We start from the raw sequence: 22,074 nt of genomic DNA on the forward strand, positions 1-22,074 counted from the left end.
ATGCCCGAAACGGGGTGTTCGCTGCGTGGCGATAACATGAGATAATTTCGTACGTGCCAGTAAGCAAGACTCAGTTGATCGCAGTGCTCGCTAACGAGTTGTGGTTGTCGACCCTATCCCCCAACGTGCCTTGGCTTTCCGCCGAGCTACGCGAGCGGATGAAGCGGCCCCACGTCGGTGACCTCGTCGTCGAATTCTCCGCGGGACAGCGGGGTGACGCGGACGGTGTCGGCTGGCTCCGCGGCATCGAATTCGCGGACGGCCGCGGTGGCGGTAGCGTGAACATCGACGGCCAGCGCGTCGTTGACGCCTGGATGATCGAGCCGATCGACATGCCCGGCCAAACGATCCGGTGGAGCAACGCGACCTTCTTCGCGATTCCGCTACAGAGCGCTCGGCAGTGGCTGTCCCAGAAGCCGGCGCAGTAACACGTTTCCCCGCCGGATGCCCGGACTGAAATCGAGCATTGCCGTCCATCGATGACGATGGCGTTCGAATATCGAATAGGCGCGGGGACCTGGCTTGGGGGATGGCGCCGGGAACGGCCGGCGCGGCCCGGGTCGTGGATCGGCGCCGACCCGGTGCGTGTACGCCACGGTCGTTCGGCAGACTATCGGGCCATGAGACAGGTGAAGGTTTCCCGGCGGGGCGTGTTCTGTCGTCGCCGGTAGATCGCCGGTGGTCGGTGGCGTCTGGTCGTATGGATCCCGGCATGGGACGTGGGTAGGGCAGGCACGGATCCTCGGGACCTTGAACAAGATCGCGATGGGCCGTCACATGGATGATCGAGCGAATCGGCATGCCCGGTCAGTAAATCCGGTGGATCAACGCGACCTTTTCGCCCTTTCCGTCAGAGAGCGCTTGGCCGTGGCGGTCCCGGGCGGCGGCGCGGTAAATTCGTCCCGTCGCCGGCTGCCCCGGGACGCCGTACGCCATGATCATAAGCCAGAATGGCGGCCGTGAGACATGCGAAGGTTTCTCGGCGAGGGTTGCTCGTCGCCGGTGCGGTCGGGGCGGCAATGCCTGTGGCCGCCATCGCGACGGGACTTCCGTCGAGGTGGCGGGATCCCGCTTCTCCGCCGAGGTGGGGGGACGCCTCGCGCATGGTCACGGCGATGCAGGCCGGGCACGGGTGGACCGCCGCCGGCACGATCGGCGGCTCCAACCTCAACGACACCGCGGTATTCGTGCATGGCAGCCAGTCGGCATCGATCACGACCAACGGGGCGGGCGCCACGGCGACGCTGCGCCGGTTCGGCCTGCCGGCGATCAACCTGACCGGCAAGGCGTTGCGCCTGCTGCTGCGGGTGGACAACTACACCAGGGTCAACAGCCTCAGTTTCTTCGTCGGTACGTCCGGCATGGCGAACAACCTCAAGTGGCGGTTCAACGCCAGCACCAGGTCGTCGCAGATCGGCCTGGCCGGTGACTGGGTCACCGTGACCCTCCAGTGGTCGGAGATCAACACTGTTGCGGGCGCCTACAGGCTGTCGCCGACGGGTGCGCCGAGCACGACCGCCGGGTTCACGGACATGCAGATCCAGGTGTCCGACAAGGGCACGGGCCCGGTCACCCTGTGGCTGCAGGCGGTCGAGGTCATCGACTCGGGGGTGTCGATGTGGCCGGACGGCATCGTCTCGGTCACCTTCGACGATTCCAACGCCTCCGCCCGGCTGGCCATCCGGAAGATGGACGCGTTGGGCTTCCCGGGCACGCAGTACACGATCGCGGACGCGATCGGAACCCCGGGCAAGCTCACCCTCGCCGAGCTGCGGTCGTTGCAGGACACGTCCGGTTGGGAGATCGCCGGGCACTCGTACGCGTCATCGGCGCACGCCACCCGCTACCCAAAGCTGACCGCACAGCAGGTGGACGACGATGCCCGCGAGCTGAAAGCGTGGCTGGTCAGCAACGGCTTCCACGGTGACAGCTTCGCCTACCCGGGCGGCCAGTACGAGAAAACCGTCGACGGCGTGCCCGTCGACCAGCTGGTGGCCCGCCACTTCGGGTCGGCGCGGACGATCCTGTCCGAGGTAGGTGTGTCGACGCACACGGCGATCGACGCGTGCCCGGCGGCGATGCCGCACCGGATGCGCGGCCTGTCCTCCATCAGCTCGCTCTCGAAAGGCCCGAACAACCACAGGAAGCTGACCGGGAAGGGCGGGATGCTCGACCGGGTGGCGACCAACGGCGGCTGGCTCAACCTGGTCTTCCACCAGATCGTGACCGGTGCGCCCAAGGACCCTGCCGAGATCTCGCAAACCGACTTCAATATGATCATGGACGCCATCGCCGCACGGGGAATCCCCGTCATCTCCGTCAGCGACGTCGTCCACCGGGCAGGCGCGTGACGGCCGGATCAGTCGTCAGGCACCCGCCCACCGGCCTTGGCCCGGGCCGTAGGCCGAGCCCATATCGATCATCGTGCGGTGGACCGCCACCGCCACCGCCCCGCCGCTGTCAGCGGCTGAAGACGGCGACCCAGTTCTTCTCCCACGTCTCGCCGCCGTCGGGGGAGAACGACTGTTCCCACACCGGGTGCTGCGGGTCGGTCTTGTTCCACTCGTAGCGGACGCGGATCGGGCGGGAGAAGACGCATTGACGGGGATCGGCGACGGCTGGGTTGAACACGTGCCGAGACACCTTGAACAAGATCAAGAGTGTTCATGATCTGTTCAAAGCCCCTGGTGGCGTGGTGGCACAGCGCCGACCGGCACTCCCGCCGGACGGCACACGGTCATCACGGGGGAGGAGTGGGACCCCGAATTCCTCTTCGCCGGCTACGCCAACTGCGACGAGCTGACCGGAAACGTGTCGCGACCCTGCGCGAGCGCTGCGACCAGGGCTGATCCTCCCGCGCCGGCTCCGCCGAACCCGGCCCGCGACCCGCCGCCCGGCTGGCAAGCTGGGCGGGGGCGGGCTGATGGAGCGGGACGGGGACCGGCGGTCGCCGCGCGGTGGCGGCGGGCTGTACGGGCCGGCCTTCGTCGAACTCTTCTTCGATCTGGTCTACGTCTTCGCGCTCACCAAGCTCACCAACGAGCTGGTCGGCGACCTCACCTGGGCCGGCGCGTTCCGGATGACCGTCCTGCTGCTGGCGGTCTGGTGGGCCTGGTCCGCCACCGCCTGGGTGGTCGCCCGCTTCGACCCGTCCCGCCCGTCGATCCAGCTCCTGATCGTCGGCACCATGCTCGGCAGCCTGCTGCTGGCCGCCGCCCTGCCGGAGGCGTACGGCGATCGTGACCTGGTCTTCGCCGGGGCGTACGTCGGGGTGCACATCGTCCGGGGGATCTACCTGTTGCTGATCGTCCGGGGCCGGGAGGCCCGGCACCGGGTCGGCAGGATCCTCTGCTGGTATCTCTTCTCCGCCGTACCGTGGATCGCCGGGGCGCTCGCCGAGGACCCGCTGCGGGGCGCGCTCTGGATCGTCGCCGTGGTGATCGACTACTCGGCGGACATGCTCCAGTATCCGACTCCGGGACTGGGCCGGCAGCGGATCTCCGAGTGGACGGTGGCCGGCGAGCACCTGTCGGCGCGCTACTTCCAGTTCATCACCATCGCCTTCGGTGAGCTGATCCTGGTCGCCGGGGCGGCACTGGAGAGCGGCGACTTCACCGCCGAGCGGACCCTGGCCTTCGTGCTCGCCTTCGTCGGTGCGGTGCTGCTCTGGCTGGTCTACTTCCACCGGGGCAGTGCCCTGATGGGCGAGGCGATCCGGTCGGCCGCCGATCCGGTCCGGATCGGCCGTTCGGCCTCCTACGCCCACCTGCTGATGCTGGCCGGGGTGGTGGTGACGGCGGTCGGCGACCACATCGTGATCGACCATCCGTTCGGGCGGACCACCTCGCCCAAGGTCGCGGCGATCATGAGCGGACCGGCACTGTTCCTGCTTGCCCGGGCCCTCTTCGCGTACCGGGTGCTGGGCGGGGTCGCCCGGTCCCGGTTGGTCGGCTTCGGCGTGCTCGTGGTCCTCGGCCCGCCGATGATTTTCCTCTCGCCGCTGCTGATCCTCTGCACCGCGAACGCCGTGCTGCTCGGGGTGGTAGTCGCCGACTGGCGGGCGCTGGCCCGGCATCCGGGGGCCCGCCAGCACCACCATTCAGCCCCGAAATAGCGGAACAGCTCGGTACGGAGGGTTTGCGGACGGACAATTCGGGTACGGCGTCAGCAGCGGGTAGCCGCGACCGCGACCTACGCATGACGAGTCCGTCGGGTACGACGGCTGCGGCGCCGGCATCCGCTGAGCCTGGGAGGCGACGATGATGGAGAGCCGACTCAAGGTGCTCGGGCACCCGGTCCATCCGATGCTGGTGATGTTCCCGATCGCCCTCTTCGTGTCCGCCACGATCTTCGACATCATCGACGTGGCCGGCGGCCCGGCCTTCCTCGGCGAGCTGGCCTACTGGAACATCCTGGTCGGCCTGATCGGCGGGGTACTGGCGGTGATGGCCGGTGCGGTGGACCTGCTGGCCGTACCGTCCGGGACCCGGGCCAAGCGGGTGGGGGTGGCGCACGCCTCGACGAACATCGCCGTGTTGCTGCTCTTCGCCGCGGTCTGGGCGGTGCGGCTGGCCGCGGACACCCGGGCGGCCGGCGGTGCCCTGGTCGCGATCGAGGTGGTGGCGGTGGCCGGTGCCGGGCTCGGCGCCTGGCTCGGTGGCGAACTGGTGGACCGGCTCGGCGTCGGGGTGGATCCGGAGGCCGATCTGAACGCGCCGAGTTCGCTGCGCCCCAGGACCACCGCCGCGGCGTCCGCGGACCGACCCGAGAAGCGGTGAGCGGCGCCGGCGACCCTGGCCACGGGCCGATCCGGGCGCTGTCGATCCGGATAACCGACCGGCGAGAAACCAGGACCCGGCGAAGCATCAGGGGCGCGACCAAGGAGCAGGACCCGGCCAAGGAGCAGGGCTCGGCGAAGACCGTGCCGTCCGGTGGGTGGCGGGCGGTGGATCCGACGAACGGCAGGACACGACGGGAGGAAAGACGGCGGCATGGCTGAGCCAGGACGTGGCACCGGAGACCGGGGTTGGGACCCGCTCGGTGAGTTGCAGGCGCTCCGCGCGGAACTCGGCCGGCTGGTCGGCTCCGCGCTGGTCGGCGGCCGGGGCGGGCAGCCGGACGTCGAGCTGAGTCCGAGCGACGACGGCTGGACGGTGGTGGCTCGGCTGCCCGGGGTGGCCCCGGAGGAGGTGGCCCTGGAACTCGACGACCGCGAGCTGTGCATCCGGGCCCGCTCCGAGGCCGAGGTCAACGCCGACCACGGAATGGTCGGTAGCGGATCGCAGGCCCGAGCCTTCGAGCACCGGGTGCACCTGCCGGCACCGGTCGACCCGGATCGGATCGACGCCGTGATGGACCACGGTCTGCTCACCGTCAGGCTGCCGAAGGCGCCCCGGCCGGGCCGGCGGACCATCACCATCGGCGGCCGCCGCCACGACCCGGGCCAGCATGCCGGGCGTACCGCTGGAGCCGGCGTTCGGCCCGGCGGCGTGGACCCGGCCGCCGACCGGGAACTGCACCGGCCGGACACCGCCGCCGGTACCCCGGGCCCCGGGTTCACGGGCTGAGCCGGACCCGTACCAGATGATCGGCAAGGTGCGCGATCTCGTCGGTGACGTCGAGCGGATCGCCGTACTGCGGGCCAACGCGCTCGGCGACTTCATCTTCGCGCTGCCGGCGCTCGACGCGCTGCGGGCCGGCTATCCGAACGCCGAACTGGTGCTGATCGGCGCGCCCTGGCACGAGCGGCTGCTCCGGGACCGGCCCGGCCCGGTCGACCGGGTGCTGGTGGTGCCGCCCGCGCACGGCATCCGGGTGGCCGGACCGGACGAACCGGAACCGTCGGCGGAGTCGATGGCCCGGTTCCTCGACGCCGCCCGCCGGGAGCAATTCGACCTCGCGCTCCAGATGCACGGCGGCGGGGCCAACTCCAATCCGCTAGTCGCCGGGCTCGGTGCCCGGGTGACCGCCGGGTTGCGCAGCGAGGACGCGCCGCCGCTGGACCGGTGGCTCCGGTACGTCTACTACCAGCCGGAGGTGGTCCGCTACCTGGAGGTCGCCGGCCTGGTCGGCGCCAGCCCGACCGGCCTGGTGCCCCGGCTCGTCGCCACCGAGGCGGACCTGGCCGAGGCGCGCACGGTGCTGGGTGAGCCGGTACGCCCCCGGATCGCCCTGCACCCCGGGGCAAGCGATCCGCGTCGCCGCTGGCCGCCGGAGCGTTTCGCCGAGGTCGCCGACCAACTCGTCGACGACGGCTACGAGGTGCTGGTGACCGGTACCCCGGACGAGCGGGACCTCGCCGGGCAGGTGGTGGCGGCGGCCCGCCGGCCGGTCCGCTCGGTGGTCGGTGAGCTCTCGCTCGGCGGCCTGATCGGCTGCTACGCCGGCTGCGAGGTGGTGGTGGCCAACGACACGGGTCCGGTGCACGTCGCCGCCGCGCTGGACACCCCGACGGTCGGCATCTTCTGGGTCGGCAACGTGATCAACTGTGCGACGCCGCTGCGCGCCCGGCACCGGCCGATCGCCTCGTGGACCCTGAACTGCCCGGTCTGCGGCCGGGACTGTAGCCGGGAGATCTATCCGGCCCGGGGCGGCGGTGGGCCGGCCTGCCCGCACCGGGTCTCCTTCGTCACCGACGTGCCGGTGGTGGAGGTGCTGGCGGCGGTGGCCGATCTGACCGGGCGGTGACCTCCCAGGCCTCCATGGTCCGCTCGGTCACCGTGGTCGGCGCCTCCAGGTGGTACGCCCCGCTGGGCAGGACGCCGGCTCCGGCGTACCGGGCCATCACGGCGAGCTGGGCGGCCACGTCCTCGCCCTGGTGCCCCGGATCGAGCCGGGTCCAGAAGTCGAACCCGCCCGCCGCACGCAGCCGGGACCGGTCGTAGAGCACGCAGCCGCCGATCCAGGAGACCTTGTACGCCCGCCACTGCCCGGCCGGCAGCCGCCGCGCCTCCGTGACGTGCAGCAGGTTGGCGGCGGAGTGGATCTGCGCCCGGTCCCACTCCGGCGTGCCCGGGCGGAGCCGCTCCGGCTCCGGCGGACCCTCCCACTCGGCGTAGTGCCGGTGCGTCTCCGGCCGTACGTCGTCCAGATAGGAGAGCCCGTGCACCGCGTTGCCGACGAAGCCGCAGTCGAGTTCCCGGATCGCGGTGAGCAGCCGGTCGACGCTGCCGGGTTCGAGCCAGACGTCGTCGTCGAGGAAGAGCACGTACCGGGCCGCCGAGGCGTCCAGCAGGTAGGCGCGGTGCTCGGCCAGGCCCCGCCGGGGCAGCCGGCGGGTGAGCAGCACCGGATGGCCCCGGTGCCGGAGTACCCGCACCATCGCCGCCGCCGCGGGTTCGGCCCAGCCGGGTTCCCCGTCGGACTGGTCGCTGACCACCACCCCGAACCCGTCCGACCCCTCCGACCCGGCCGGGCCGGTGTCGGCGGCCTGCGTGCCGGCCCCGGCGGGGCGCTGGGCGGCCAGCCCGGCCAGGGTGACCGCCAGCTCGGCGGGGCGGTTCCGGGTCGGCACCAGCACGTCCAGCAGCCGGGGCGTACGGAAGTCCGCCGCGCTGCCCGGGTCGAGCGGGCGGGTGATCGTCCTCGGCGCCGCGCCGCCCTGGGCGCGATGTGGAGCCGCGCTCACGCCCGGCGGCTCGGCCCGGACACCGTGCCGCCGGGGTCCGCCGAAGCGGGAACGGCCTCCCTGCTCCCCTCCGGCGAGGCGCCCTGGCCGCCGTCCGGCGAGGAGTGGCGCTGGCCGCCGTCGGGTGAGTGGCGCTGGCCGGCCCCGTCCCCGGAACGGGCGGCCGCCGCCTGGCGCCGGTCGTCGCCGTGCGAGCGGATCCGGTCGATCACCGCCGAGGTGGACTTGTCGGGTACGTAGCCGAGGGTGCGGACCTGGCCGCCGAGCCGGCGTACCAGGGGTGCCTCCGGGACCATGTCCGGCGGGTAGTCGCCGCCCTTGACGTACACGTCGGGGCGGATCGCCTCGATCAGCGCGCTCGGCGAGTCCTCCTCGAAGACCACCACGTGGTCCACACAGGAGAGCGCGGCGAGCACCGCCACCCTGTCCTCCACCGGGTTCACCGGCCGGTCCGTGCCCTTGAGCCGCCGTACGCTGTCGTCGGAGTTGACCGCCACCACCAGCAGGTCGCCGAGTTCGCGTGCCTGGTCGAGATAGCGCACGTGCCCCCGGTGCAGTACGTCGAAGCAGCCGTTGGTGAAGACCACGGCCCGCCCCTCGGCCCGGTGCCGCGCGACGAGTTCCACCAGGGCGTCCCGGTCCAGCACGATCCGGGCCGGTTCCTCGCCGGCCGAGCCGAGCGCCGCGAGCAGGTCCTCGCGCAGGCAGACACAGGTGCCGGTGTCCGAGACGGTGGTGGTCGCGGCGAGCTGGGCCAACTGCGCAGCGGTCGGCAGTGGGGCGTTCGCGGCCAGCGCCAGCGTCATCGCGGCCAGGTACGCGTCGCCGGCGCCGACCGCGTAACTCGCCGGTACCGGAGTCGCGTGGCTGCGCCGGGACCGCCCGTCGGCCCCGCCCACCACCGCGCCCTCGGCGTCCAGGGTCACCGCCACCACGTCCGCACCGGTACGTTCCCGCAGCTCGGCGAGGCGGGCCTGGGCGACCAGCGCCCGGCTGGCGCCGCCGGCCGCGACCGGACGTCCACCGGCGGCGCTCGACGTCTCGTCACCGGCCACCACGATGTCGTCACCGGAGACCCCGATCTCGTCACTGGTCACCGTGAGGCCGTCCCCGCCGACCGGACCCGGGCCGTCGCCGCTGCCCGGCGGCGTACCCTCCGGCGCGGCGGAGCCGTCCCCGTCCCGGCCGCCGTCCTCGGTGCCACCGGCGGCGACCGCCGGTGCCGGCCCACCGGCGTTCTTCCCGATGCCGGCGGCGCCCGGCCCCCTGGCGGCGGCAGCGGCGTCCTTGCCGGCGTCCGCGCTGTCGGTGTCGCCCGTTCCGCTGCCGGCGTCGCGCATTCCGCCGGTGGCGTCGGCCTTACCGCCGGTCGCCACCGTGCTGCCGTCCTCGGCGACGCTGACCCGGGTGCCGGCGACCGCCGACGTCGGGCTGGCCGGGCCGGCGGAGACCGCCTCGTTGAGCAGTCTGGTCGCCTCGGCGAAGCTCGGGGTCACCACGGTCGGGGCGAGCCCACGCCAGTAGGCCAGGTCGTGCGCGTCCAGGGCCACGGTGGCGAAGGAGTCGCGGTGCCGGACCAGCCAGCTCCGTACCGCCTCGGGCAGCGCACCCAGGCCGTAGTCGCAGACCACCAGGGTCGGCGGCTGGCCGTCCCGGTCCGCCCGCAGCTCCTCGGTCGCCCGGGCGAGCGCGTTGAGCATCCGGCGTACGCCCTCCTCGGGCAGTGTCTCGTCGGCGTCGCCCTCGTCCTCGCGCAGCAGGATCTGGTCGGCGGCGAGCAGCCGGCGCTTCACCGGCGTCGGCCGACCGGGCTGGCTGATGGTCCGGTCCCAGACACCGGCCCGGTCCAGGCAGTCGTGCAGTTCGTCACCGGCCACGTCAGCGCCGACCGGGGCGACCAGTGCCGCCCGGCCGCCCAGCGCGGTGAGGTTGACGGCGGTGTTCGCGGCGCCACCGGCCGCGGTCAGCCGACGGCGCAGGGTCAACACCGGCGCCGGCGCTTCCCGGCACAGCCGGTCCGACTCGGCGAACCGCCATTCGTCCAGCATCGCGTCGCCGACCACCAGTACGCCCCTGCCGAGCCAGCTCTCCACCACCGAGGCCAACCGGCGCTGTTCCGCTGCGTCTGTCGCCATGTGGCGCGGGTCCCCGGTGCCCGGCCGGGCAAACCTGGTACTGCCGCACGGCACGACCCGGCGCTGACCGTACGGCGGGTTTGGCACCCGGCGTACCGGGAACGTCTTTTTCACGGGATGCGACCAAAAGGTTCGTCGCCGCATATCCCCCCGTTTCCTCGGAAAGGAGAAGCGAATGACCGCGACGTTGCAGGGCAAGCGCATCGCGTTCCTGGCCACCGACGGCGTGGAGGAGGTCGAGTACACCCGGCCCCGGCAGGCGGTCGAGGCGGCCGGCGGCCGGGCCGAGCTGGTCTCCCTGGAGGGCGGCCGGATCCAGGCTTTCAGCCACCTGGACAAGTCCGGGACGTACGACGTCGACACGACCGTGGCCGAGGCGGACCCGGCGGCCTACGACGGCCTGGTGCTGCCCGGCGGGGTGGCCAATCCGGACGCCCTGCGGGCGAGCCCGGACGCGGTCCGGTTCGTCCGGGCGTTCTTCGACGCCGGCAAGCCGGTCGGGGCGATCTGCCACGCGCCGTGGACACTTATCGACGCCGACGTGGTGAAGGGTCGCACCGTCACCTCCTGGCCCAGCCTGCGGACCGACCTGTCGAACGCGGGCGCGCACTGGGTCGACGAGGAGTGCCATGTCGACAACGGCCTGGTGACCAGCCGCAAGCCGGACGACCTGCCGGCGTTCTGCGCCAAGCTCGTGGAGGAACTCGCCGAGGGCCGGCACTGATCCTCCGGTCCTCGGGCACGCGGCTGGAGAGGCGACGCCTCCGGCAGGCGGCTGAAAGGGCGACGCCTCCGGCGCGCGGCTGGAGCGGTGACTCCGCCAGCGGCTGAGGGGCGAACGAGCAGACCCGCCCACCGGGCCCCGCCGACCGCTCGCCGGACCGGCGGGGCCCCGGCCCAGCGCGGCCCGCCGAGGATGCATGATCGTGATCACAGCGTTCGCGTTCGGCTGGGCCGGGCGGTGGTCCAGGCCGAGACTGGCGGTAGGCATTTTCTGTGCCAACGGGGGGAGAAGGCACTATGACCACCGCTGAGGACGCGCGGCCGACCCTGACACACCGACAGATCCTGCTCCTGATGAGCGGTCTGATGACCGGCATGCTGCTCGCCGCACTGGATCAGACCATCGTCGGTACGGCGCTGCCGACCATCGTCGGCGAACTCGGCGGGATCAACCACTACTCGTGGGTGGTCACCGCGTACCTGCTGGCGTCGACCGCCTCGACCCCGCTGTACGGCAAGATGGCCGACCTCTTCGGTCGCCGTCCGGTCTTCCTCTTCGCCATCGGGGCGTTCCTGGTCGGCTCGCTGGCCGCCGGCTTCGCGCAGGACATGACCCAGCTCATCATCACCCGCGGAGTGCAGGGGCTCGGCGCGGGCGGTCTGATGACGCTGGCCTTCACCATCATCTCCGATGTGGTGTCGGCCCGGGACCGTGGCCGTTACCAGGGCCTCTTCGGTGCGGTGTTCGGGCTCTCCTCGGTGGCCGGGCCGCTGGTCGGCGGCTACTTCGCCGAGCACGACTGGCGATGGATCTTCTTCCTGAACGTGCCGCTGGCGGTGGTCGCCATCATCGTCTGCTACCACGTGATGCGGCTGGTGCCGTTCCAGCGCCGGCAGCACGCCATCGACTGGCTCGGTGCCGGCCTGCTGGTGGCCGGGGTGAGTTCGCTGCTGCTCGCGCTGAGCTGGGGCGGCAACGAGTACGCCTGGGGCTCCGGGATCATCATCGGGCTGTTCGTGGCCGGCGGGGTGCTCGGCGTGCTGTTCCTGGTCCAGGAGGCCCGGGTGGCCGAGCCGATTCTGCCGCTCAAGCTGTTCCGCCGGTCCACCTTCGCGCTGGCCAACACCGCGGGCTTCATCCTCGGCCTGGTGATGTTCGGGTCGATCATCTTCATCCCGCTCTATCTCCAGATCGTCAAGGGTGCGTCGCCGACCGACAGCGGTCTGCTGATGCTGCCGATGATGGTCGGCGTGATCGTCACCTCGGTGCTCTCCGGGCGGGCGATGAGCCGGATCGGCCGGTACAAGTGGTTTCCGGTGGTCGGGGCGGTCGTGCTGGTCGCCGGCATGTTGCTCTTCACCCAGTTGCAGGTCGACACCCCGCTCTGGAACGCCTTCCTCTACATGGTGATCATCGGCGTCGGGCTGGGCCTCTGCATGCAGTCGTTGATCCTCGCCGCGCAGAACGCGGTCGAGATGCGCGACCTCGGCGCCGGTACCTCGGCCGCGACCTTCTTCCGGTCGCTGGGCGGCTCGTTCGGGGTGGCGATCCTCGGTACGGTGCTCTCCGCCGGGCTTTCCGGCGGGCTGGCCGACCGGTTGCCCGGCGCGATCGCCCAGCTTCCGCCCGAGCAGCGGGCGCAGTTCGCCGGCGCCACCACGGAGTTCTCGGTCAACGAGCCGTCCCGGATCCTGGCATTGCCGGAACCGATCCGGGCCGCCGTCCAGGAGTCGTTCGTCGGCGCGCTGCACACCGTCTTCCTGGTCGCCGGGCTGATCGCGTTCCTGGCGGTGGCGGTCACCCTGGCGATGCCGAACCAGGAACTGCGCGGCGGCCCGCCGGCCGGCTCCGGCGAGGGGCTGGCCCGGGACCGGAAGGGCGACGCGGCCACCGAGATGGAGGCGAACGCCCAGACGCTGATCTGAGGCGGTGGCCGTGCCACTTCAAGGGGTACGGCAACGGCAACGCCCCCGGCACCGCGCGCTGGGCACCGGTGGCGTTCGGCTCGGGGGGTCAGCGCGCGGCGACGCCGTGCACGAAGTGCCGCCAGGCGGCCGGGCCGAAGGTCAGGGCCGGCCCGTGCGGGTCCTTGCTGTCCCGGACGAGCACGCGGCCGGGAAGGTTGTCGGCGACCTCGACGCAGTTGCCGCCGTTCGCGTTGCTGCGGGTCGACTTCCGCCAGGTGGGAGTCATAGCTCGTTCGCCATCCTCTTGAGCAGATCCCGGGACATGTCTCGGGGGAGCGCTACCGAGCGTATCGCGTCCCAGGCCCGCGCCATCGCGGCGACCTGATCCGGCTCGGCCAGCACCCGTCCCGCCGCCTGGTCTTCGAGGAACGCCACATCACCTCCGCCGGGCAGGGAGGCCAGGACCAGCGGGCCCATCTGCCCGACATACAGTCCGGCGGATCGCGGCACGACGTGGATGAAGATCTTTTGCCGGGTCGACAGCTCGACCAGGTGCGCCAACTGTTCCTTCAGCATCGCCCGAGGCTCGCCGCGCATCAGCGCCAACTCGTCGACGATGAAGGTGCAGATCGGCGGCTTCTCACGGCCGAAGACGGCCACCTGGCGCTCCATCCGGAGCGCCAACTGCTCCTCGACCTCGTCGGCGTCGAGCAGACCGGAGGTCAGGACCGCCCGCGCGTACGCCTCGGTCTGGAGCAGGCCGGGCACGTAGTTGGCCTCGTGCCCCCGAATGGCGACCGCCTCGCGCTCCACGTCGGGCCACTGGCGGAACCACTCCTGCGGCGCGGTCTTCCGGGCGGCGGCTGCCGTGCTCTGGACCAGATCGCCGCTGCCGAACAGCTCGTCTATCTGTTTCGCGGTGTCCGGCATGGGTACCAGCCGGCCCGTCTCGAACTTGGCGATCAAGGACGTGGAGACGTTCAGCCGTTCGGCGACCTGTTCCTGGGTCATACCACCGCTGAGGGAACGCAGGAACTTCAGGATCTGCGGAACACCACTGTGACCCATTTATTCTCGAACTTTCTCACGGCGGCTCGGAGCCGGAATGGTGGACGGATGCTGACCGCCGCCAATCTTCCGCCGATTTCGGGCAATGGTCCAGGATGGATACCGACGGATCCTGTCCCGGACATCTCCTACTCCGAAGGAAAGCGTTTGCTTTCGTTCCGCCCTCGCTATTTCAGGACGACCTGGCCGGTCTGCTCGAACGCGGCCAGGTCGTCCAGGGTCTCCAGCACGGTGGAGGAGACCGGCGCGGGCAGCGCCCGGGGCGGGAAGAAGCCGGCGCCGGTGGTCTCGTCGGTGCTGGTGAGCAGCTCGCCGGACCAGGCATCGACCCGGAAGGCGACCACGAAGAGTTGGTACGTGTCGCCGTACATGTTGGTGAAGGTGCGGTCCGGACCGGTGTACATCGCGAACGGGGTGACCTCGGTGGCGGTCAACCCGGTCTCCTCCCAGACCTCGCGGACGGCGCACTGGGCGATCGACTCGCCGAGTTCCATCGCACCGGCCGGCAGTGCCCAGTAACCGTTGTCTGAGCGCTCGATCAGCAGCACCTGGCCGGCCGCGTCGCGTACCACGCCACGGGCGCCGACGAACATCAGCGTACGGTCACCGGCGAGGGCGCGAAGCTGGCCGAGGTAGGACTCGGCCCACGGGATACTGCTCATCGAGTTGCCTTCCGGGTGGTCAAGGTGTGAGCTGCGACACTAGGTTGTGGTCCATGCGTAGCACGATGATGGACGCACCCCTGCTGGTTTCCCGCATCCTCGAACACGGCAGCACGGTGCACGGCACCGCCGAGGTGGCCACCTGGCTGGGCGACGGCTCCCGCCGGATGACGTACGCCGAGGTGGGTGCGAGCGCCGCCCGGCTCGCGCACGCGCTCCGCGACGACCTCGGGATCACCGGTGACCAGCGGGTTGCCACCTTCATGTGGAACAACGCCGAGCACCTGGTCGCGTACTTCGCGGTGCCGAGCATGGGCGCGGTGCTGCACACGCTCAACATCCGCCTCTTTCCCGACCAGGTGGCCTACATCGCCAGCCACGCCGAGGACCGGGTGGTGCTGGTCGACTCGACGCTGATCCCGCTGCTGGCCAGGGCGCTGCCCGAGATGTCCACTGTAGAGCACGTGGTGGTGGTCGGTGACGGTGACCCGGCGCCGTTGCGCTCGGCCGGGGGCGGGCGGATCGCCGTACACCGCTGGGACGACCTGCTGCGGGACCGGCCGGACCGGTACGACTGGCCGGAGCTGGACGAGCGCGACGCCGCCGCGCTCTGCTACACCTCGGGGACCACCGGCAACCCCAAGGGCGTCGCCTACTCGCACCGGTCGATCTGGCTGCACTCGGTGCAGATCTGCCTGCCGGAGTCGTTCGGGCTCGGCCCGACCACCCGGGAACTGGCCATCGTGCCGATGTTCCACGCGATGTCCTGGGGCATCCCGTACGCCGCCTTCCTCTCCGGGGCCTCGCTGGTGATGCCGGACCGGTTCCTCCAGGGCGCCCCGATCGCCGCGATGATCGCGGCCGAGCGGCCGACCCTGGCCGGCGCGGTGCCGACCATCTGGACCGACCTACTCAACCACCTGGACGCCAACGAGGTCGACACCTCCTCGCTGACCGAGGTGATCGTCGGCGGCTCGGCCTGCCCGCCGGCGCTGATGCACGCCTTCGCCGAACGGCACCGGATCGACGTGATCCACGCCTGGGGGATGACCGAGATGTCCCCGCTCGGCTCGGTGGCCCGACCGCCGGCCGGGGCGACCGGCGAGGAGGCCTGGCGCTACCGCTACACCCAGGGGCGGGTGCCGGCCGGGGTCGCCGCCCGGATCGTCGGGCCGGACGGCACGCACCTGCCGGCCGACGGCAAGGCCGTTGGCGAACTGGAGGTCCGGGGTCCGTGGGTGACCGCCCGGTACGTCGGCGACGACGCACCCGACCCGGAGAAGTTCCGGGATGGCTGGCTGCGTACCGGTGACGTCGGCACGCTCTCGGCGGATGGCTTCATCACCCTCACCGACCGGGCGAAGGACGTGATCAAGTCCGGTGGTGAGTGGATCTCCTCGGTCGAGTTGGAGAACGCGCTGATGGCGCATCCGGCGGTGCGGGAGGCGTGCGTGGTCGGCGTACCGGACCCGCGCTGGGACGAGCGTCCACTTGCGACGGTAGTCCGGCAGGAGGGTGCCGAGGTGAGCGCCGAGGAGTTGCGGGACTTCCTCGCCGACCGGGTGGCCGGATGGCAGCTCCCCGAACGGTGGGCCTTTGTCGACGCCGTACCGAAGACGTCGGTGGGCAAGTTCGACAAGAAGCGCGTCCGCGCCGACTACGCCACCGACGCCCTCGACGTGACCGTGCTCCCGACCTGACCCGTAGGTGTGCTGTTGCTACCCCTGGAGGGGCATCGGGAGAACACGTTTGCCGGTTGCCTTCACGGGCGCCAGCCGGCGGCCAGCAGGGCGGCGCGCAGTTGTGCGGCCACCTCGGCCGGGCGGTCCCGTACCAACCAGGCGGGGAAGCGGAGTATCCGGATGCCGCTGATCCAGAGATCGTTCTGCCGGCGCATGTCCGCCCACCAGTGGCGTACCTCCAGATGCTGTGCGCCGTCGATTTCGACCATCACCTTCCACTGCTCGAAGTGGACGTCGAGATAGCGGCGGCGCCCCCGGGAGTCGGCACGCCGTACCTGCCGGCTGGGTGGCGGCAGGCCCTCCCGCCGGCAGAGCCGGAGCAGGTCTGACTCCGCGACGGACTCCGCACCGACACGCGCGTCCGCGGCTGCCGCCACGATGAGGCCCCGCCGACGCAGCCGGGGTAGCCGGGCCAGGGCCCTGTCCAGTTCCGGGCCGTCGACCAGCCGCTGCTGGAAACCGGCGGCGATGATCGCCCGGGCCCGCTCGTCGTCCCCGGCCCACTGTGCCGCGTCGAGCAGTGACCGGGCCGGCATCGTGCACGGCGGCTGGCCCAGCCGATGAACGTCGGCGGCGGTCAGATGCCGGGTGCGGTGCACCACGACGCCCGGTGGGGGATCGCGATCCTGGCGACGCGCGGAAATCAGGACGTGCAGCGTCGCGCTGTGGTAACCGCGCATCCCCAGCACCTCCAGGGCGGAGAGTCCGGCCAGCACGGCACGCCGTCCGGCGCCGCCCGCGAGCACCGCCGCCCAGCGTCGCTGCTCGCGGGTCACCGGGCCGTTGTGCGCGAGGTAGACGCCCCGGGACATGATCTGCCACCGGCCGGTCGCCAACCGGTGTTGCAGCGCCTTGGCCGACAGGTGCCGCAGCGCCTGTCGCCGGCTCACTACGTCGTCCTGGAGCCAACACAGGTAGGTCAACTCGTCCGCGTCCGGTGGCGGTGGCGGCCGCAATCCGGGCGCTATCTCCCGACGCGGTCCCGTCCCGCCAGCGCGACGCGGTTGGGGATCCCTGGCAGGGCGCGGCATCCGCCGACTATCCCGCGCCCTGCCACCCGCCTCCACCCCCATCCCTGCCCCTGTGGACAACCGATGGGTGCCGCTGGATCGTGTGCTGTTGGTACCCCCAGAGGGGCAGTACCAGCACACGATCCAGCGACACCCGGGGCCACCTGCCGGTCCGGTCCCTGTCCCGCCGTCGGCCGGTCGGGTCGGGATCCGACCCGTTGCCAACTCGATGTCGTGCCGGGAAGGATGTTGGCCACGCGGAAGGGGCGAGCGATGCGAGCGGTGGCGGTGACGGCACTGGGCGGTCCCGGTGTGCTGGGGGTGGTCGCGCGGCCGGACCCGGTCGCCGGCCCCGGCGAGATCCTCGTCCGGGTACGCGCCGCGGCGGTGCACCCCGCCGACGTCGCCGCCAGGGCCGGTCAGATCCCCGGCGGCCCGATCGAGCCGCCGTTCCTGCTCGGCTGGGACTTCGCCGGTGACGTGGTGGCCCTCGGGGACGGGGTCACCGACTACCGGTCCGGCAGCCGGGTCGCCGGAATGGTGCCGTGGTACCTCACCCGGGGCGGCGTCGGGGCGTACGCCGAGTTCGTGGTGGCCCGGCCAGACTGGCTGGTCGGCGTACCGGACGAGCTGGACGCGGCGGAGGCGGCCACCGTGGCACTGAACGCGCTGACCGCCCGGCAGGGGCTGGAGATGATGTCGCTGGCCTCCGGGTCGACGGTGCTGGTCACCGGCGCCAGCGGCGGGGTCGGCGGCTTCGCCGCCCAGTTGGCGGCCCGGGCCGGTCACCGGGTGATCGCGGTGGCCAGCTCCGACGACGAGGAGTGGGTACGCGGCCTCGGCGTCGCCGAGGTGGTGCCCCGCTCCGCCGAGCTGGCCGAGCTCGGCCCGGTCCCGGCGGTCTTCGACGCGGTACCGGTCGGGGCGGCGGCCGGCGCCGCGGTCGCCGACGGCGGCACGCTGGTGACGACCCGACCGGTACCGCCGCTCGATCCGCCGCGCGGGGTACGGCAGCAGACGGTCATGGTCCGGCTCGACCAGCCGATGCTGGCCGAGTTGATGACCGAGGTGGCCAAGGGACGGCTGCGGACCCGGGTCGCGGCCTCGCTGCCGCTGGCGGAGGCGGCCGACGCCCACCGGTTGGTGGAGGCGGGGCGGCTGCGCGGAAAGATCGTCCTCGTGCCGTAGCGGCGCACGGGCCTGCCCCGCCTACCCGCACGCCGAGCCGGCCGGTGCCGCACGCCAGGACCGAGCGGTCACGGTGCCGGGGTGACGCTGCCGGTGTGCACGGAGCCCGGTTCGGGCGCCCGCCGATTCGGATGTCACCGGACGACCCGCCGGAGCGGCAGGAGGAGAACGGCACCGTCTCGGAGAACGTCGCCATCTACAGCGGCAGCGCGATCCGGATGAGCTGGGACGGCGGGCGCAACTGGCGGCAGTCGGTGCTGCCCGAGGACGTCGAGGCGGGTGGCAACGCGGGGGCCGCCGCACTGGCGATCGGCGACCGGGTCGCGTACGCGGTCGGCCAGGTCGACGGCGAGCTGCGGGTCTACCGCAGCGTCGACCAGGGGCGGAGCTGGCGGCGTACGGCCGCGCGGGCCCAGGTCGGCGATCGGATGATCGATGCCGCGGTCCGGCCCGACGGTGTGCTGGTGATCCAGGCCGGAATCCTGGCCGGCGAGAACCCGATCATGTTCGAGGGACTCGACCAGGGTGAGCGGCTGCGGGAGATCCCGGTCGGCCCGGGTGCCTCGGCGGTACCCGTTCCCGGCGGCTACGCCCAGTCCGGCAACCAGGACTCCTCCGGCGGATGGCTCTCCCCGGACGGCATCACCTGGTCGTACGCCGGCCCGCCCACGATCCACCGCTGACCCCGCCCGGCACGGGCCGACCCGGACCGGTGGTGGTCAGGACTCGCTGGCCACCACCAGTACCTTGCCGACCGCCGAGTTCTGCACGGCGGCGTGCGCCTGGGCCACCTCGTCCAGCGGGTAGTAGTGCAGCGGCAGGCCCGCGTCGGTGCCGATCCGGAGCACCCCGGACGACGCGGCGGCGGCGACGTCCGTCACGGCGTGCGCCTTGGCCACCGCCGACAGGGTGTAGAGCAGCACGAACTGCCAGCGGACGTTCGGCACCATCAGCGGGCGGACCGGCAGGGTGAGCGCGGCGCCGTCGTCGTCGGCGTACACCGCGACCGCGCCGTTCGCACCGATCACCTGGCAGTCGACCTCGGCGTTGCGGGCGGCGGCGACCTCGACGATCGCGTCCACCCCGTCCGGCGTGATCTTCCGGACCTCGGCCACCACGTCCTCTTCACGGTAGTTGATCACGTACGACGCGCCGGCCGCGACCGCGAGCTGGGCCTTCTCGGCGCTGCTGACCGTGGCGATGACGGTGGCGTCGGCCCACCGGGCGAGCTGGATGGCGGCATTGCCGACCGCGCCCGCCCCGCCCTGGACCAGGACGGTGCGCCCGGTGAGCGCGCCGACGTCGAGGCGGTCCGGCATCGTCTCGCCGACCGTCAGGCAGCGGTGCGCGGTCATGAACGGAATGCCGAGGGCCCCGCCGAGGTCGAACGAGGCCGGGCCCAGCCGCACCACCTGCCGGACCGGCACCACCGTGTACTCCGCCGCGGTCCCCCACGGCCGCTGCCAGGCCGCCTCCCAGATCCAGACCCGCTCACCGGTGAGCTTCGCGTCGACACCGGTACCGACCGACTCGATGACCCCCGCGCCGTCCTGGTTCGGAATCTGCCAGCCGCCCCGGGGCGGCGCGCCGGAACCGTCGCCCTGCCGCGACTTCCAGTCGGTGGGATTCACCCCCGAGACGGCGACCCGGACCAGCACCTCCCCCGGGCCCGGCTCCGGCACCGGCCGGTCCACCACCTCGAGTACGGACGGATCGCCGGTGCGCTGGTAGACCGCCGCCTTCATCGTCGACTTCTCCGGTGCTGCCACGCTCGATCACCTCTCGTCTCGATCCGCGGGCCGCCCGCTCGCCCCGATCCGCCGGCCGGACCCGTACGCGTTACGACCGATCACCATCTTGCTGCCCGAACGGGTGGATCGCCGGAGTTTCGTCGCCGGGCCCGGGTGTGCGGCGTCACAGACTGGGCCGGGCGGCCGCATCTCGTGCCGCCGTCGCCACAGGGCTGACCGGTGGTCGACCTCCGGCGTCTGGCGGGCGGTCGGCCGGGTCAGGCCGGGAAGCGACGGGGAACACGCCGCGAATGCCCGGTCAGGGATCGTTCAGGTTTGTCGGGTAGGACTGTTGGGCAAGGGTCCGTCTGTCGCGGGCGCCGGCCTGCCGGGCGGTTCGGCTGGAGCTGGTGGCCGGGCGGGCGGCGTTGGCGGGGAGTCGCCGGAGGCGTTCCGGGTCGCCCGTTCCGACGACGTACGAGTCGCCCGGGACCGTCGGGCGCGGCCGACCGGAGACGTGGAGACGCCGATGGGAACCTCAGCCGAGCCTGCGGTGCCGGCTGCGGTCGTACCGGCGGCTGGGCCGGCGGACGGCTCGTCGGGTGCTCGGGCCGGCGGCTCGTCGGGCGGTCGGGACCGGTACCTGGACCTGTGGCGGGCGGCCGCGCTGATCCGGGTGGTGACGTACCACGTACTCGGCTGGATCTGGCTGACCGTGCTGTTCCCGGCGATGGGGCTGATGTTCGCGCTCGCCGGCTCGCTGATGGCCGGCTCGCTGGACCGTACCGGCCGGGGCGCGGTCGGGCGGCGGCTGCGCCGGTTGCTGCCCCCGCTGTGGGGGTTCGGGGCGGTGGCGGTCACGCTGCTGCTGGTCACCGGCTGGCGTACGGCACCGACCGCGGCACTCGGCTGGGGCGAGCTGGTCTGGTGGGTCTTCCCCGCCCGTACCCCGCCGGTCGGCGACCAGTCGTGGGCCTGGGCCTACAACGTCGTGCTCTGGTACATCGTCACCTATCTGTGGCTGGTGCTGCTCTCGCCGGCCCTGCTCGCCGCGTTCCGCCGCTGGCCCTGGCACAGCCTGGCGCTGGCGGTGGCCCTGCCGATCGCGTTCCGGTTCAACATCGTCAACGTCGGCGGGTACTTCAACGAGCAGGCGACCAACGTCAGCACGTACCTGGCCTGCTGGCTGCTTGGTTTCGCGCACCACGACGGGCTGCTGCGCCGGATCCCCGCCCGGCGGTACGCGCTCGCCGTCGGGCTGCTCGCGCTCACCGGCGCCGGTTGGGTGCTGGCGGTCGGCTGGTCGACCGGCAACTACGACCTGAACCGGATCGCCGGCGGCAACACCCTGTGGTCGATGGCGTTCGTCGCGGCGGTGCTCCGGTTCCGGCCCCGACTCGACTGGCTGGGCCGGATCCGCCTGCTGGACCGCCTCGTGGAGCTGTTGAACGCCCGGGCGGTCACCGTCTATCTGTGGCACCTGCCGCTGGGGGTGCTGGCCGGGGCGCTGATCGCCCCGCTGGCCGTCTCCGGCTGGGTGCAGACCGTCACCCTCCGGCTGGCCGCCGTCTGGCTGCTGGTGGCCGTGGCGGTGGTGCTGTTCGGCTGGATCGAGGATCTGGCCGCCCGCCGCCGGCCGGCGCTGGTCCCGGCCCGGGTCAGCCCGTCCCGGCGCGGGACCGCCCGTACCGGGCCGTCGGGACCGACGGTGTCGCCCGAGGTGGCGGCGCGGCGCTGGCACCGGGCGATGGCCTCGACCGTCGCGGTGCTGGCCGTCAGCCTGGGGGTGATGGCGCTCAACCTGTGGCCCGGGGTGACGACACGCAGCCAGGCCCAGCCCTCCCCGGCCGAGGTCACCTACTACCTCTCCGACCTGCCGATGCTGCTGGACGGGAGTTCGGAGCGGCCCTCGCCGACCCCGGCCGCCGGGTCGTCCCCCGGTTCCGTCACCGTGCACGGCCAGGTCTATCCGCGCGCGGTGCTCACCGCGGCGCCCAGCCGGGTCCGGGTGCAGCCGCCCGCCGGCTGCGAACGGCTCCGGGCCGTGATCGACGTCGGCGCCGACGATGTCGAGGTCGCCTTCGCGGTACGCGCGGACGACGTGACCGTCTTCGAGTCGGGCGTACGTAGCCGGGCGGACAGTGCCGAGCAGATCGACGTGGCGATCGCCCGCGCCAGCTTCGTCGACCTGGTGACCAGCAGTCCGTCCGGTGGCGCGGTCGGTGTCTGGGCCGATCCCCAGTTCGTCTGCGTCCCGTAGCCGTCGGTGCCCGCCGGGTCG

20 protein-coding genes are annotated in these 22,074 nt (G+C 72.2%); 12 read left to right on the forward strand and 8 right to left on the reverse strand.

Annotated features, from left to right (window positions below; translation table 11 throughout):
- Nucleotides 1–53: 53 nt before the first annotated feature.
- Nucleotides 54–428, forward strand: coding sequence for a hypothetical protein (locus tag AAH979_RS06455; RefSeq protein ID WP_346257109.1), 375 nt, complete (start codon nucleotides 54–56; stop codon nucleotides 426–428).
- 675 nt (nucleotides 429–1,103) lie between these two features.
- Entirely contained in the window at nucleotides 1,104–2,351 is a 1,248-nt protein-coding gene (locus tag AAH979_RS06460; protein WP_346257110.1) for a polysaccharide deacetylase family protein, read from the forward strand.
- Nucleotides 2,352–2,460: 109 nt separating this feature from the next.
- On the opposite strand, the gene AAH979_RS06465 is transcribed toward AAH979_RS06460, so the two are convergent.
- Nucleotides 2,461–2,631: a hypothetical protein gene (locus tag AAH979_RS06465; RefSeq protein ID WP_346257111.1), complete on the reverse strand. Its 171-nt coding sequence runs from the start codon at nucleotides 2,629–2,631 to the stop codon at nucleotides 2,461–2,463.
- A gap of 292 nt (nucleotides 2,632–2,923) precedes the next feature.
- Between AAH979_RS06465 and AAH979_RS06470 the strand changes: the two genes are divergently transcribed.
- The 4 genes from AAH979_RS06470 (at nucleotide 2,924) to AAH979_RS06485 (ending at nucleotide 6,687) form a co-directional block, all read left to right on the forward strand.
- A complete protein-coding gene (locus AAH979_RS06470) occupies nucleotides 2,924–4,114 on the forward strand; it encodes a low temperature requirement protein A (RefSeq protein WP_346257112.1) in 1,191 nt (396 codons plus the stop codon).
- A 148-nt stretch (nucleotides 4,115–4,262) separates the two neighbouring features.
- Complete coding sequence (locus tag AAH979_RS06475; RefSeq protein WP_346257325.1) at nucleotides 4,263–4,778, forward strand: DUF2231 domain-containing protein; 516 nt, start codon at nucleotides 4,263–4,265, stop codon at nucleotides 4,776–4,778.
- Between the two features lie 213 nt (nucleotides 4,779–4,991).
- The gene (locus AAH979_RS06480) at nucleotides 4,992–5,567 is read left to right on the forward strand and encodes an Hsp20/alpha crystallin family protein (protein ID WP_346257113.1); all 576 of its coding nucleotides are present in this window, start codon (nucleotides 4,992–4,994) and stop codon (nucleotides 5,565–5,567) included.
- Between the two features lie 16 nt (nucleotides 5,568–5,583).
- On the forward strand, nucleotides 5,584–6,687 hold the full coding sequence (locus AAH979_RS06485; RefSeq protein ID WP_346257114.1) for a glycosyltransferase family 9 protein: 1,104 nt from the start codon (nucleotides 5,584–5,586) through the stop codon (nucleotides 6,685–6,687).
- Here the strand turns inward: AAH979_RS06485 and AAH979_RS06490 are convergent.
- Nucleotides 6,629–7,579, reverse strand: coding sequence for a glycosyltransferase family A protein (locus AAH979_RS06490; RefSeq protein WP_346257326.1), 951 nt, complete (start codon nucleotides 7,577–7,579; stop codon nucleotides 6,629–6,631). The genes AAH979_RS06485 and AAH979_RS06490 overlap by 59 nt on opposite strands.
- A gap of 44 nt (nucleotides 7,580–7,623) precedes the next feature.
- Nucleotides 7,624–9,762 (reverse strand): D-glycero-beta-D-manno-heptose 1-phosphate adenylyltransferase, encoded by a 2,139-nt coding sequence (gene rfaE2, locus AAH979_RS06495; protein WP_346257115.1) that lies wholly within the window; start codon nucleotides 9,760–9,762, stop codon nucleotides 7,624–7,626.
- A 175-nt stretch (nucleotides 9,763–9,937) separates the two neighbouring features.
- Here rfaE2 and AAH979_RS06500 point away from each other — a divergent pair, with 175 nt between their 5' ends.
- Both AAH979_RS06500 and AAH979_RS06505 read left to right on the forward strand, forming a co-directional pair.
- Nucleotides 9,938–10,486 (forward strand): type 1 glutamine amidotransferase domain-containing protein, encoded by a 549-nt coding sequence (locus AAH979_RS06500; protein ID WP_346257116.1) that lies wholly within the window; start codon nucleotides 9,938–9,940, stop codon nucleotides 10,484–10,486.
- A gap of 353 nt (nucleotides 10,487–10,839) precedes the next feature.
- Nucleotides 10,840–12,411, forward strand: coding sequence for an MDR family MFS transporter (locus AAH979_RS06505; protein WP_346257117.1), 1,572 nt, complete (start codon nucleotides 10,840–10,842; stop codon nucleotides 12,409–12,411).
- Nucleotides 12,412–12,499: 88 nt separating this feature from the next.
- On the opposite strand, the gene AAH979_RS06510 is transcribed toward AAH979_RS06505, so the two are convergent.
- The 3 genes from AAH979_RS06510 to AAH979_RS06520 form a co-directional block, all read right to left on the reverse strand.
- Nucleotides 12,500–12,679: a DUF397 domain-containing protein gene (locus AAH979_RS06510; RefSeq protein WP_346257118.1), complete on the reverse strand. Its 180-nt coding sequence runs from the start codon at nucleotides 12,677–12,679 to the stop codon at nucleotides 12,500–12,502.
- Nucleotides 12,676–13,404, reverse strand: a complete 729-nt coding sequence (locus tag AAH979_RS06515) for a helix-turn-helix transcriptional regulator (protein ID WP_346257119.1) — start codon at nucleotides 13,402–13,404, stop codon at nucleotides 12,676–12,678. Before AAH979_RS06515 ends, AAH979_RS06510 begins: the two co-directional genes overlap by 4 nt.
- Before the next feature lie 224 nt (nucleotides 13,405–13,628).
- Nucleotides 13,629–14,123 (reverse strand): NUDIX domain-containing protein, encoded by a 495-nt coding sequence (locus tag AAH979_RS06520; protein WP_346257120.1) that lies wholly within the window; start codon nucleotides 14,121–14,123, stop codon nucleotides 13,629–13,631.
- 68 nt (nucleotides 14,124–14,191) lie between these two features.
- On the opposite strand from AAH979_RS06520, the gene AAH979_RS06525 reads away from it, so the two are divergent.
- Nucleotides 14,192–15,823, forward strand: coding sequence for a long-chain fatty acid--CoA ligase (locus tag AAH979_RS06525; protein WP_346257327.1), 1,632 nt, complete (start codon nucleotides 14,192–14,194; stop codon nucleotides 15,821–15,823).
- Nucleotides 15,824–15,885: 62 nt separating this feature from the next.
- Here the strand turns inward: AAH979_RS06525 and AAH979_RS06530 are convergent, their stop codons facing one another.
- Nucleotides 15,886–16,755: a DUF559 domain-containing protein gene (locus tag AAH979_RS06530; protein WP_346257121.1), complete on the reverse strand. Its 870-nt coding sequence runs from the start codon at nucleotides 16,753–16,755 to the stop codon at nucleotides 15,886–15,888.
- Nucleotides 16,756–17,148: 393 nt separating this feature from the next.
- Here AAH979_RS06530 and AAH979_RS06535 point away from each other — a divergent pair, with 393 nt between their 5' ends.
- A complete protein-coding gene (locus tag AAH979_RS06535) occupies nucleotides 17,149–18,063 on the forward strand; it encodes an NADP-dependent oxidoreductase (protein ID WP_346257122.1) in 915 nt (304 codons plus the stop codon).
- 131 nt (nucleotides 18,064–18,194) lie between these two features.
- On the forward strand, nucleotides 18,195–18,746 hold the full coding sequence (locus AAH979_RS06540; protein WP_346257123.1) for a hypothetical protein: 552 nt from the start codon (nucleotides 18,195–18,197) through the stop codon (nucleotides 18,744–18,746).
- Nucleotides 18,747–18,782: 36 nt separating this feature from the next.
- Here AAH979_RS06540 and AAH979_RS06545 read toward each other — a convergent pair whose 3' ends face one another.
- The gene (locus AAH979_RS06545) at nucleotides 18,783–19,808 is read right to left on the reverse strand and encodes an NADPH:quinone reductase (protein ID WP_346257328.1); all 1,026 of its coding nucleotides are present in this window, start codon (nucleotides 19,806–19,808) and stop codon (nucleotides 18,783–18,785) included.
- Between the two features lie 514 nt (nucleotides 19,809–20,322).
- Between AAH979_RS06545 and AAH979_RS06550 the strand changes: the two genes are divergently transcribed.
- Nucleotides 20,323–22,053 carry an acyltransferase family protein gene (locus tag AAH979_RS06550; RefSeq protein WP_346257124.1) on the forward strand — a complete coding sequence of 577 codons (1,731 nt, stop codon included), beginning with the start codon at nucleotides 20,323–20,325 and terminating at the stop codon, nucleotides 22,051–22,053.
- The last annotated feature ends 21 nt before the right edge of the window (nucleotides 22,054–22,074 follow it).

The sequence above is a fragment of the Plantactinospora sp. ZYX-F-223 genome, assembly GCF_039649625.1.
Taxonomy (GTDB): Bacteria; Actinomycetota; Actinomycetes; order Mycobacteriales; family Micromonosporaceae; genus Plantactinospora.